Source organism: Herbaspirillum sp. NPDC101396 (genome assembly GCF_044767365.1).
Taxonomy (GTDB): domain Bacteria; phylum Pseudomonadota; class Gammaproteobacteria; order Burkholderiales; family Burkholderiaceae_D; genus Herbaspirillum.
The window spans coordinates 490,132-501,905 of record NZ_JBIWNT010000001.1; the positions used below are offsets into that span (position 1 = coordinate 490,132).

Annotated in this window: 9 protein-coding genes; 2 read left to right on the top strand and 7 right to left on the bottom strand. The window is 61.9% G+C overall.

Annotated elements, in window-relative coordinates; all coding sequences use genetic code 11:
* Nucleotides 1-8: 8 nt before the first annotated feature.
* From ACIROY_RS02280 to ACIROY_RS02300, 5 genes are all read right to left on the bottom strand, one after another.
* The gene (locus ACIROY_RS02280; RefSeq protein ID WP_402339291.1) at nucleotides 9-1,367 is read right to left on the bottom strand and encodes an MFS transporter; all 1,359 of its coding nucleotides are present in this window, start codon (nucleotides 1,365-1,367) and stop codon (nucleotides 9-11) included.
* Between the two features lie 20 nt (nucleotides 1,368-1,387).
* Nucleotides 1,388-2,560, bottom strand: a complete 1,173-nt coding sequence (locus ACIROY_RS02285; protein WP_402339293.1) for a 4-hydroxybenzoate 3-monooxygenase — start codon at nucleotides 2,558-2,560, stop codon at nucleotides 1,388-1,390.
* Nucleotides 2,561-2,925: 365 nt separating this feature from the next.
* Entirely contained in the window at nucleotides 2,926-5,631 is a 2,706-nt protein-coding gene (locus tag ACIROY_RS02290; RefSeq protein ID WP_402339295.1) for a DNA translocase FtsK, read from the bottom strand.
* A 115-nt stretch (nucleotides 5,632-5,746) separates the two neighbouring features.
* On the bottom strand, nucleotides 5,747-6,166 hold the full coding sequence (locus ACIROY_RS02295; protein ID WP_402339297.1) for a cupin domain-containing protein: 420 nt from the start codon (nucleotides 6,164-6,166) through the stop codon (nucleotides 5,747-5,749).
* 25 nt (nucleotides 6,167-6,191) lie between these two features.
* A complete protein-coding gene (locus tag ACIROY_RS02300; RefSeq protein WP_016832519.1) occupies nucleotides 6,192-6,632 on the bottom strand; it encodes a carboxymuconolactone decarboxylase family protein in 441 nt (146 codons plus the stop codon).
* Between the two features lie 249 nt (nucleotides 6,633-6,881).
* Between ACIROY_RS02300 and ACIROY_RS02305 the strand changes: the two genes are divergently transcribed.
* Nucleotides 6,882-8,336 carry a PLP-dependent aminotransferase family protein gene (locus ACIROY_RS02305; protein WP_402339299.1) on the top strand — a complete coding sequence of 485 codons (1,455 nt, stop codon included), beginning with the start codon at nucleotides 6,882-6,884 and terminating at the stop codon, nucleotides 8,334-8,336.
* Nucleotides 8,337-8,348: 12 nt separating this feature from the next.
* On the opposite strand, the gene ACIROY_RS02310 is transcribed toward ACIROY_RS02305, so the two are convergent.
* Both ACIROY_RS02310 and hmpA read right to left on the bottom strand, forming a co-directional pair.
* The gene (locus tag ACIROY_RS02310) at nucleotides 8,349-8,759 is read right to left on the bottom strand and encodes a hemerythrin domain-containing protein (protein WP_116432693.1); all 411 of its coding nucleotides are present in this window, start codon (nucleotides 8,757-8,759) and stop codon (nucleotides 8,349-8,351) included.
* 60 nt (nucleotides 8,760-8,819) lie between these two features.
* Nucleotides 8,820-10,001 carry an NO-inducible flavohemoprotein gene (hmpA, locus tag ACIROY_RS02315; protein ID WP_402339302.1) on the bottom strand — a complete coding sequence of 394 codons (1,182 nt, stop codon included), beginning with the start codon at nucleotides 9,999-10,001 and terminating at the stop codon, nucleotides 8,820-8,822.
* A gap of 188 nt (nucleotides 10,002-10,189) precedes the next feature.
* Here hmpA and norR point away from each other — a divergent pair, with 188 nt between their 5' ends.
* On the top strand, nucleotides 10,190-11,761 hold the full coding sequence (gene norR / locus ACIROY_RS02320; RefSeq protein WP_402339304.1) for a nitric oxide reductase transcriptional regulator NorR: 1,572 nt from the start codon (nucleotides 10,190-10,192) through the stop codon (nucleotides 11,759-11,761).
* Nucleotides 11,762-11,774 lie beyond the last annotated feature (13 nt).

Below are 11,774 nucleotides of genomic sequence, written 5' to 3' on the forward strand. Positions count from 1 at the left end.
CAATCGGCTCAGGTCGGTGTTTTTGGCGTGGCGCGCGGGATGTGGTTTCGCACCACGGCCAGCGCGATCAACACGAAGGCCATTGCAGTTCCGAGCATCGCCAGATAGCCGCTTGCGCCGGTCGCGGTGATGATGGACGCCCCTGCGAATGCGCTCAGGATGGCGCCGATACGGCCGAAGGCCAGTGCCGATGCGGTGCCGGTGGCGCGTACATTGGTCGGATAGATGTAGGCGCACAGCGGATACATGGTCGATTGGACTGCGTTGACGAACATCCCATGCACGCCCAGCCCGAAGATGAACAGGTTGGTATGGTTTGCTGCATCGATGCTCAGCAAGAGCACGGCGCTGGCCACGCCGCCCACAGCGCAGGCAATCAGCGGCAGGCGCGAGCCGATTCGCGTGATTGCCAAGGCGCAGCTCAGGGCGCCGATGACGCCGCCAAGGTTGTAGGCGGTCAGTCCGGAGCCGGCGATGCTGACGCTGAGGCCTTCAGCCGCGAGCATGGTCGGCAACCAGCTGAAGGCGCTGTAGATCGCCAGCAGGCACATGAAAAACGCCGCCCACAGCGCCAGCGTATCGCGTGTCTTACGCGTGCCGAAGAGCGATGAGAAGCCTTCGCGCTGCTCGTTTTTTTGCTCAGCGGCATCGATAAACACCGCATCGGCGGGAACCGGCCTGGACAGGCGTCCCAGCAATTCCCGCAACTCGGACCAGCGATGCCGCTGATGCGCCAGATAGCGCGGCGACTCAGGCAGCGTCAGCAGCAAAAGCACGGTCAGTCCCAGAGGCAGTGCGCCGCCGATGAAAAACAAGGCGCGCCAGCCGTAAGCAGGGATTACCACGCTGGAAAACAAACCTGCCAGCATGCCGCCCAATGGCACGCAGACGATGGTGGCGGTGACCGCCATGGTGCGATAGCGCGTCGGCGTAAATTCTGCGGTCATGGTGGTCGAGCTGGGCAGGGCGCCGCCAATCCCCAGACCGGCGATGAAACGCAGAACGGCAATGGTGAAAACATCAGGCGCCAGCCCGATGGCGCAGGTCGCGGCGCCAAAGACGAATACGCTGCCGATCACAGCCCAACGCCGGCCGAAGCGGTCCGCGAACAAACCGGCGCAGGCGCTGCCGATCGCCATGCCGATCAGGCCGGCCGCCACAGCCGGGGCAAAGGCGCCGCGGGTGATGCCCCATTCCTTGATCAGCACGGGAATGGCAAAGCCGATCAGCTGCCCGTCAAAGCCGTCCAGCACGATCGACAGCGCCGCCAGGCAGACCACGATTTTCTGCATGGTGGTGTAAAGCCCGTCGTCGAGCGTTTTTCCAATATCGATGAAAGCATTTGCAGGTGTAGTCGATGTATTCATTTTTCCTCCGCTCAGGCAAATCAGGCAAACGCCAGTCCCACATAGTTTTCGGCCAGCGCCGTGGCTGCCGCCCGTGAACTGACGATATAGTCCAGTTCGGATCTCTGTAACTGCCGCTCAAACGGCGACGCTTCCTTGGAGGTATGCAGCAGGCTGGTCATCCACCACGAAAAATGCTCGGCGCGCCAGATGCGTTTCAGCGCGGTGGCGGTGTATTCATTCAACTCGTCTCGCTTGCCCGTGGTGTAGAAGCGATCCAGTCCACGCGCCAGAAGACGGACGTCGGATACCGCCAGATTGAGTCCCTTGGCCCCGGTCGGCGGCACGATGTGGGCGGCGTCACCTGCCAGGAACAGACGGCCGTGCTGCATCGGCGTCGAGACGAAACTGCGCATGCCGATGATGTTCTTCTGGAAAATCTTTCCTTCCTTGAGCTGCCAGCCGTCGTGATTGGCCAGGCGTGCGTTGAGCTCGGACCAGATGCGATCGTCCGACCAGCGATTGACGTCGTCATTGGGATCGCATTGAAAGTACAGCCGCTGTACCTGGGGCGAGCGTGTACTGACAAGCGCGAAGCCGCGTTCATGTTGCGCATAGATCAGTTCGTCCGACGACGGCGGCGCGTCGACCAGAATGCCAAACCAGCCAAACGGGTAGATTCGTTGGAAGTCTTGGCGTTGTGCTGCCGGCATTGCAGAGCGCGAGACACCGTGAAAACCGTCGCAGCCGATCACGAAATCTGCCCTCAGGGTGCGCGGTTCGCCTGCTCGCTGATACGTCACCGACGGCGTGTCGGTATCGAGCTGGTGCAGCCTGACCTCGCTGACTTCAAACTCGATTCTGCCATCGGCCGCCAGACGCGCAGCAACCAGATCCTTGATGACTTCGTGCTGGGCATAGACGGTAATGGCGCGTCCCGTCAATCCGGTCAGATCGATACGATGCCGTTGTCCGCCGAACGCCAGTGCAAAGCCATGATGCACTGTGCCCTCGCGCTGCATGCGCGCGCCGATGCCGCTCTCGTTCAGGATATCCATGGTGCCTTGTTCCAGCACGCCGGCGCGGATGGTGGCTTCGATTTCTGCGCGGCTGCGCGTTTCCAGTACGACCGATTCGATTCCCTGCAGGTGCAGCAGGTGTGACAGCAGCAGGCCGGCAGGGCCCGCGCCGATGATGGCGACTTGCGTTGACATAGGTCTCCTTTGAGGCGATGCCCGGAACAGCCTCGCATCCGGGATTCGCGATCAATTGTTTTTTTGAAATGTTCTTTTTTGAATGCAACAGATCATAGGGAGTCCATACGTGTGAATCAATGCGAAAGACTGCCGTGATAGCCGCTTATCGCCCAACATGCGCGATAAACGCCCAAACGAAAAAAATGTGAAGAGACGTGAATTAACCGACGACTATCTGCGAGAAAAAATATCGGTCATTAGCAGCATTAGCAGCAGAGAGGCGGCCGCGCAGCGCACAGGATTCAGTTGGAGGAAGAGGAGGGGGGGCTCGCGATCAACATCAGCGTGCATGCATTGCACATGCACGCTGATTTTTCGATAGATCAGAGATCCGGTGGCGGCGGCGCCAGCACATCGCGGCTGCCGCTCTTGGACATCGAGGACAGGATACCGGCGGCTTCCATCTGTTCCACCAGACGCGCTGCGCGGTTGTAGCCGATACGGAACTGGCGCTGCACCGACGAGATCGATGCGCGCCGGCTGCGTGTGACGTAGGCCACCGCTTCGTCGTAGAGCGGGTCGGCTTCATCGCCGGGTTCGCCGAACATGTCACCTTGTTGCGGCTCTTCCGACGCCGGGCCGGCCAGGATCGCTTCCTCGTATTGCGGCTCGCCGTGGGCCTTCAGGTGTTCCACCACGCGATGCACTTCCTCGTCCGACACGAACGCTCCATGCACGCGCTGCGGATAGCCCGAGCCCGGCGGCAGGAACAGCATGTCGCCGTGGCCGAGCAGCGTCTCCGCACCCATTTGGTCGAGCACGGTGCGCGAGTCGATCTTGGACGACACCTGGAAGGCCACGCGCGTCGGGATGTTGGCCTTGATCAGGCCGGTGATGACGTCGACCGAAGGCCGCTGCGTCGCCAGGATCAGGTGGATGCCGGCGGCGCGCGCCTTTTGCGCCAGACGCGCGATCAGTTCTTCGATCTTCTTGCCGGCCACCATCATCAGGTCGGCCAACTCGTCGATCACGACCACGATCATCGGCAACGGATCAAGCGGCTCAGGCGCATCCGGTGTGAGCGAGAACGGATTCTTCACGCGCTTCTCGGCGGCGATGCCGTCGGCGATCTTCTGGTTGTAGCCGGCGAGGCCGCGTACGCCCAACGCCGACATCAGGCGATAGCGCTTGTCCATTTCGGCAACACACCACGACAGCGCATGCGCTGCCAGCTTCATGTCGGTCACGACCGGCGCGAGCAAGTGCGGGATCCCGTCGTAGACCGACAGTTCCAGCATCTTCGGATCGATCATGATCAGGCGCACGTCGTCGGGGGTGGCCTTGTACAGCAGCGACAGGATCATGGCGTTGATCGCCACCGACTTGCCGGAGCCGGTCGTGCCGGCCACCAGCATGTGCGGCGCACGCGCCAGGTCGGTCGCCACCGGGACGCCGGTGATGTCCTTGCCCATCGCCAGCGTCAGGTGCGACGCCGAGCGCGCATAGGCTTCGGACTGGATGATTTCGGCCAGGCGGATCATTTGCCGCTTGGGGTTGGGCAGCTCCAGGCCCATGCAGGTCTTGCCGGGGATGGTTTCCACCACGCGGATCGAGGTCAGCCCGAGCGCACGCGCCAGGTCCTTCATCAGGTTGACGATCTGCGCGCCGCGCACGCCCAGCGCGGGTTCAATTTCAAAGCGGGTGATCACCGGGCCGGCGTAGGCGCCCAGTACGGTGACCGGGACCTTGAATTCCTTCAGGCGCTGTTCGATCAGCTGGCCGATTTCCAGTAGCTGGTTTTCGTCCATTTCGACCGGCATGTCGCTGCCCTGGTCGAGCAGTTCGATACCGGGCAGGGGAACCTCGGTCGGACGATACGGGCGCACCGGCGCCGCAATGGGAGCAGTCGGTTGCGTTGCCGGCGCCTGCGTCCAGGTGCGAATCTGCATGGGCGCAGCTGGGGTGGCGACAGGCTCCTGAATCGGTTCTTCAAACAGCAAAGCCGGCGCTGGTGCCTGCGCGACGTAGGCGGGCTCGGAGATCGCAGCGACTTCCGGTTCAATACGGGTGTCGATGATGTTGAATGGCTCGGGCGCAATGATGACTTCCGGTTCCGGCTCGGGGGCATGGAAGGCGACGGTATGCGGTACAGCCGGCGGCAGGACCGGAATAAGACTCGCAGCAACCGGAGGAATAATGACCGGTTCAACAGGCGCGGCCGGTTCGCGCCCACGCAGCGAAGCGCTCAGCGATGTCGGAATCGCCTGGCTGCGGTCACTGGCGGTGCTGATGCGGACCTTGGTGCTGCTGCCGACGATAGGAGTGATCTTCGGTTTGCTGATGATGCTGGTGGCAAGCGAGGGCTTGGGCGCCGCACTATGTGCCGGCGCTTCAGGTTGCTGACTGGAAGTCGAACGCGCCAGCATCGCTTGTGTCGGCCGCAGCGATTCAAATGCCGCCCATTCGGACGCGGGACGCGCCGGGCGTTTGGGTGGTTCAGCTTTTTGCTGGGCAGTGCCCGGCCAGTTGCCGGCAGGATTGGCAGCGCGCGGCAATTCATTGGGCAGCGGCCAGGGATCGCGCTTGCGCGTCAGGTTGCCGAAGGCAGGCGCGGCAGGCGGTTTCGGTTGCGCAGGCGGAGGACGGTGCGAGTGCGCTGCGGGCATGTTGCGGATCGTGGGAGCGATATTGGCTTGGGTGCGGCGCGGCACCGAAGCCTGCAGCGGCAGCGAACTGGTGTCGACCTCGAGGTCGGGCTTGGCCTTGCGGCGGCCGAACAGCCAGAACAGGCCGATCAGTCCTGTTGTCATCAAGGCAATAACGGCGATCAGCTTGCCGAAGGCGGCGGTGACGTTGCGTGCGAGCGCCTGGCCGAAGAGATCAGTTTCAAGAGGAGTATCGCCTTGCGAGCGGAGCATGGCCTCGATGGCGCTGCTGGCGCACAGGACGGCCAGCGTACCGAGCCAGATGCGGATGGAACCGCGTCCGCGCAGGCCTTTTCCGGACAGCAAAGACAGTAAAACTCTGCCCAGCAGGGGCAGTATCCACAAGAACGACCAGCCGAACCAGTCAAGTAAAAATAAGCGCATCCCGCAAGTTTACAGGAAGCCGGGACCGAATCTGAAACTTGCTTGAAAATTTCCCGCAGCAAAAGCTGAAATCCCGCTGTCCGGATTCCGGAAGCGGGGATATCTGCACGAAGGATTACTTCTCCAGAGGCACCGTCAACGGCTTGCCGTCCTGCACCAGCGACCAGACCAGCAACTTTGCCGGTTTGGTGGCGCTGGCGTTGCGCGACACCAGGTGCGGCGTGTCCGGCGCTTCATACCAGGATTCACCTGCCTTGTAAGTCACCGGCGCGCCGCCTTGCAATTGCGAGATGACTTCGCCTTCCAGCACGTAGGCGAAGATCGAGCCGGGATGGCGGTGCGCCACCGAGCTTTGGCCGGGACCGTAAGCGACGAGGGCCATGACGCCACTTTTGCCGGGGGCATCGGACAGGGTCTGATGCTGCAAGGGCGTGACGACTTCATCGCCATGTTTGCCATCGTGGGCGCCTGCACCGGCCGTCAGGGCCAGCAGAGTAAGCAGCAGCGCGCTTTTTACCGTAGAAATGAATCGCATGTCAGGCTCCTTGTCCGTCGCTGTTTCAGGCAACAGGCATCTTGCGGAAGCCGATGGCGAAACGGTTCCAGGCGTTGATGGTGTTGATGGCCAGGGTCAGGTTGACCAGTTCGGCATCGGTGAACTGGGCGCGCGCCAGGGCATAGTCTTCGTCGGGAGCGCCGGTTTGCGAGATCAGGGTCAGCGATTCGCTCCAGGCCAGGGCTGCGCGTTCACGTTCGGTGAAGAACGGAGTTTCGCGCCAGACCGGCACGGCGTACAGGCGACGTTCGGTTTCGCCGGCCTTGCGGGCGTCGGCAGTGTGCATGTCGACGCAGAAGGCGCAACCGTTGATCAGCGAGACGCGCAAGCGGACCAATTCCAGCAGCGAGGTTTCGAGGCCGAGCTTGCCGACCACGTTTTCGAGGGCGATCATGCCCTTCAGGACTTCAGGGGATGCTTTGTAGAAATCGACGCGTTGTTCCATGGTAATGCTCCTTGGTAAGTGAGTTAAGTCAGTAAGTCAGTAAGTAAGTCGGTCAGTGAAAATCGTCTTGGCGGTATTGCGTGTTTGCTTAGCCAGTGACGTCATCATAAGGAGACCACTCCCTGTCGCGGATAACCAATTCCTCGAAAAAACAGGAGACCACTTTTGATCGCCCGGCTAGAATCGCCAGGAAAGAACAAGCAGCAAAAAACAAACAAAAACGCATGAGCACAAGGGAGCAGGCGCCGTATGGAATTGCATATCGTCATCGAAGGCAGCAAGGACCTGGCCGGCCAGGTGTATCGCCAGTTGCGCGACGCCATCCAGAGCGGTCGCCTGGCGCCGGGCGAACAGGTGCCGCCGTCACGCCTGCTGGCCACGCAACTGGGCCTGTCGCGCAAGACCGTATCGGAAGCCTATGGCCGTCTGACGCTGGACAAGCTGCTGGTAGGGCGGACCGGCAGCGGCACCTTCGTCAATGCGCCGGCCGAACCGAAAGCCAAGCCGAAACGCTTCGAGAGCGATGACCTGGCCTCCGGCAAACTGATCGCGCACTGGCTGAATCAGTCGTTCCCATTGCTGATGCGCCACGTCGGCCCGGAAACCCGTTCGCACTACGATTTCATGGGCGGCATCCCGGTGCGCCGGCAATTTCCGCAGGAAGAGTGGCGCCAGTGTGTGCAGTACGGGTTGCGCCAGATCGCCGAATCGCGTGGCTTCTATGCCGAGACCGAAGGCCTGCCGGCATTGCGCGAAGCGATTGCGCGGCATGTTTCGTTCTCCCGCGGCGTGCAATGCACGGCCGCTGATGTGCTGGTGACCAATGGCGCGCAGCAGGCGCTGGACCTGATCGCACGCGTGCTGGTGGAGCCGGGCAGTGTGGTGGCGGTGGAAGATCCCGGTTATCCGCCGGCGCGCATGCTGTTCTCGGCGCAGGGGGCTACGGTGGAGAGTGTTCCGGTGGACAGCGAAGGCATGCAGGTCGATCTGATTCCGGACGGCACGCGCCTGATCTACACGACTCCGGCGCATCAGTTTCCGCTCGGCATGCCGATGAGCCAGGCGCGGCGCACGGCCTTGCTGGCGCGCGCACGGGAATTGCGCGCCATCGTCATCGAAGACGACTACGACAGCGAATTCCGCTATGAAGGGCGGCCTCTGGATTCGCTGCAGAGCATGGATCAGGATGGGCTGGTGGCATTTGTCGGCACGTTTTCCAAATCGATGAATCCGGAATTGCGTGTCGGCTACGTGATCGCGCCGCCGGCCATTCTGCGGGCAATGACCGTGGTCAAGGGCTTGTCGGACTGGCATACGCCGACCATGACCCAATGGGCGATGGCCAGGTTCATCGACGAAGGCTACCTGCAAAAGCACATCCGTCGCTGCCACGGCATCTATGTCGCACGGCGCGAAAAGCTGCATGCCGCGCTCAACGGCAGTCTCAAACCATGGATGCGTGCGGTGCCGACCACGGCCGGCTTCCATCTGGCCGCAGAGATGACGGCCGAGGTGGACATGACGCAACTGCTGCGGCTGGCGCGCCGGGTCGACGTCGCGCTGTACACGCTGGACGAGTTCTACTTCAGGGTCAAGCCGCAGCCGGCGCTGTTCTTCGGCTACGGCGCCATCGAGTCGCTCGACATCGAGACGGCGCTGGGACGCGTGAAGACGATCCTGGAAGAACTTAGCGGCGGAACCTGACTGTGGCTTGGCTCAGACCTTTTCGATCATCGGATAAAAATCGCGGTCTTCTCGCTGCATGCGGTCGAACAGGACTTTCAGCACCTTGTTGGCTTCGCTGCGGAAACCGTCCGGATCAGCCGCCACGTGGCCGGCATCGTTCCATTTGCGCGCGAATTCACCGTAGGCTTCGGCGATGTGCGTCATTTCATGCTGGTATTGCTTGCCCATCATGGCCAGGCGCGGATTATTGGCTTCCTGCAAGGCCGGATAGAGGAACTTGTCCTCGATCGACAGGTGCAGCTTGATGACCGAGCTCATCTTGATCACCTGTGCGGCGATGTCGGCGGCGTGTTCGGCGATGCCCAGATGGGAAAACTCCTTGAGCTTGCGGATGTTGTCGAAGATGACGGTGTGCTGGTGTTTGTATTTGTCGATGTCCATGGTGTTTCTTTCAAAAAATACGCCGGACCGCAGCCCGGCGAAAAATGCTTAATCCAGCGCTTAATCCAGCGAAGAAGCCGGGCCGAAGAACTCGTAACGGGCCTGCGCCGCCGGTACGCCCAGCTCGTGCAGGTGGCGCTTGATCGCCTTCATGAAGGACTTGGGACCGACGAAATAGGCGTCCACGTCCATCGATTCAGGCAGCCAACCGGCCAGCTTGTCGCGGTCGATGTAGCCGATCGCATGCGGGGCCTGGTCCTGTTCGCGCTGTTGCTCGTAGCAGAAGTAATGCTGCAACTGCGGATGTTCCTGCGCCAGGTCGGCGATTTTCTTGCCGAAGGCGTGCACGCCGCCATGGCGCGCCGCGTGGATGAACACCACCGGACGCTTGCTCGGCAGCGCCGCGTCCAGCATCGCCAGCATCGGCGTGATGCCGACGCCGCCGCTGATCAGCACCAGCGGGCGTTCGCTTTGGGTCAGCGTGAATTCTCCCGATGGCGGCATCAGGTCGATCTGCTTGCCGACGGTCATGTGGTCGTGCAGGAAGTTGGAGACCTTGCCGTTCGGCTCGCGCTTGACGCTGATGCGGTACATCTTGCTGTTCGGCGCGGCCGACAGCGAGTACTGGCGGCGCATTTCTTCGCCGTCGACGGTGACGCACAGGCCGATGTACTGGCCGGGGTGGTATTCCAGGATGGCCTTGCCGTCTTCCGGCGCGAAGTAGAAGGAGGTGATTTCCTCGCTCTCGTCGACGCGGTGCACCACCACGAACTTGCGCAGGCCGCGCCAGCCGCCGTCGGCCTTTTCGGTGGCCTGGTAGACGCCTTCTTCGGCGCCGATCAGGATGTCGGCCAACTGGCCATAGGCGGCGCCCCAGGCTTCGATGACCTGGTCGGTGGCGATTTCCGCGCCCAGCACTTCACGGATCGCGCGCAGCAGGCAGTCGCCGACCATCGGATAATGTTCGGGCTGAATCTGCAGCGCGACGTGTTTGTTGATGATGGTGGTGACCAGGCCGCCCAGTTGTTCGAGCTGGTCGATATGGCGTGCGTACATCAGCACGCCGTTGGCCAATGCGCGCTGCTGGTCGCCGCTGCCTTGATGGGCCTTGTTGAACAGCGGGATGACTTGCGGGTAGTCGCGCATGAGCATCTTGTAGAAATGCGTGGTCAGCGCTTCGCCGCCGCTTTCGAGCAGGGGGACGGTGGATTTGACGATGGCGCGATGGGTGTCGGAGAGCATGGCGATACCTTTCAGGGTTGGTTCAGGTTGAGCAATTGGGGAGGGAGGTCAAAAATTCTCGTTTTTTATCCTTCCTTTATCCCTTCTTAATCAAACTCCATGCCAGACTAAAAATCTTTTATAATCAGTCACTTAAAAAATGACCGAGTCGAATAGACCCGAGTCATATTGACTCAATAAGGGTAAAAATGACTCCAAAGCTCATGCTGGACGCATTGATTCCGCTGATGGCCGATTTGTCGAAGGAGTTGCACGACAGCGAGCGCTACCGGCGCCTGCTGGACACGCTGCGCATGCTGTTTCCGTGTGACGCCGCAGCCTTGTTGCGGCTCGACGGCGAGGTATTGGTGCCGCTGGCGATCAACGGCCTGAGCAGCGACACGCTGGGACGACGCTTTCGCGTGAGTGAACATCCACGCTTTCGCGTGCTGTTGTCGAACGTTCCGCCGACGCGTTTCCCGGCCAACTCGTCCTTGCCCGATCCCTACGACGGTCTGGTCGAAGCGCATTCCGGCGAACTTCACGTCCACGATTGCATGGGCTGCCAGATCACCATGAACGGCCGGCCCTGGGGTTTGCTGACGCTGGATGCGCTCGGTCCCGGCCGTTTTGATTCGGTCGACACCGCCTCATTGCAGGCTTTCGCCAGTCTGGCCGCCGCCACCGTCAACGTCGCCGAACGCATCCACACCCTTGCGGAGACCAGCGAACAGGAGCGCCAGCGCGCCGAAGCCTACCGGCTTGCCGCCAACCAGAGCCGGCGTGAGCTGATCGGTCAGAGTCCCGCGCACAAGCGCATGATGAAAGAGGTGCGTCTGGCCGGGCCCAGCAACATGACCGTTCTGATCACCGGCGAAACCGGCACCGGCAAGGAACTGGTCGCCAACGCCATCCACGCCGCCTCGCCGCGTGCGCGCAAGCCCATCATCAGCCTCAACTGTGCCGCCTTGCCGGAAACCCTGGTCGAGAGCGAGCTGTTCGGCCACGTGCGCGGGGCGTTTTCGGGCGCGGTCAGCGACCGGCGCGGTAAGTTCGAGCTGGCCGACGGCGGCACCTTGTTCCTCGATGAAGTGGGAGAGTTGTCGCTGACGGTGCAGGCCAAGCTGTTGCGCGCGCTGCAGAGCGGGCAGATCCAGCGCGTCGGTTCGGATGAGGAGCACAAGGTCGACGTGCGCGTGATCGCCGCCACCAACCGCGATCTGGAGGAAGAAGTGCGGTTGGGCCGCTATCGCGCCGACTTTTACCATCGTCTCAGCGTCTATCCGCTGGCGGCGCCGCCGTTGCGCGAGCGGGGTCACGACATTTTGCTGATCAGCGGATTTTTCCTCGAAGAAAACCGTTTCCGGCTGGGTTTGCTGAGCCTGCGGCTGGCCACCGATGCCCAGGAAGTGTTGCTCAATTACCGCTGGCCGGGCAATGTGCGCGAGCTGGAACACGTGATCGCCCGCACCGCGCTCAAGGCGCTCGGCAAGCATCCCGAACGGCCGCGCATCTTGACGCTGGCGGCTGAGGATTTCGATCTTTCCAATGAGAAGGCGACTGCGCTGTCAGCGCATGACGCATCGCTTGAACAGCAGGTCCAGTCCGAGCTGGACCTGCAGAACGGCAGCGGCCTGCGCGACGCGGTGAGCGCCTACGAACGGAAGTTGGTCAGCGCCTGCCTGGTACGCAACGGCGGCAATGTCGCTTCCGCCGCGCGCGAATTGGGCGTGGACCGCGCCAACCTCAACCGGATGGCCAAGCGGCTTGGTCTGAAGTAGGCGGCTGGCGCTG

Excerpts from the sequence above, each read along its gene's own strand:
- ACIROY_RS02280 (WP_402339291.1), bottom strand. The coding sequence starts at position 1,367 with ATGAATACATCGACTACACCTGCAAATGCTTTCATCGATATTGGAAAA.
- ACIROY_RS02285 (WP_402339293.1), bottom strand. The coding sequence starts at position 2,560 with ATGTCAACGCAAGTCGCCATCATCGGCGCGGGCCCTGCCGGCCTGCTG.
- ACIROY_RS02290 (WP_402339295.1), bottom strand. The coding sequence starts at position 5,631 with ATGCGCTTATTTTTACTTGACTGGTTCGGCTGGTCGTTCTTGTGGATA.
- ACIROY_RS02295 (WP_402339297.1), bottom strand. The coding sequence starts at position 6,166 with ATGCGATTCATTTCTACGGTAAAAAGCGCGCTGCTGCTTACTCTGCTG.
- ACIROY_RS02300 (WP_016832519.1), bottom strand. The coding sequence starts at position 6,632 with ATGGAACAACGCGTCGATTTCTACAAAGCATCCCCTGAAGTCCTGAAG.
- ACIROY_RS02305 (WP_402339299.1), top strand. The coding sequence starts at position 6,882 with ATGGAATTGCATATCGTCATCGAAGGCAGCAAGGACCTGGCCGGCCAG.
- ACIROY_RS02310 (WP_116432693.1), bottom strand. The coding sequence starts at position 8,759 with ATGGACATCGACAAATACAAACACCAGCACACCGTCATCTTCGACAAC.
- hmpA (WP_402339302.1), bottom strand. The coding sequence starts at position 10,001 with ATGCTCTCCGACACCCATCGCGCCATCGTCAAATCCACCGTCCCCCTG.
- norR (WP_402339304.1), top strand. The coding sequence starts at position 10,190 with ATGACTCCAAAGCTCATGCTGGACGCATTGATTCCGCTGATGGCCGAT.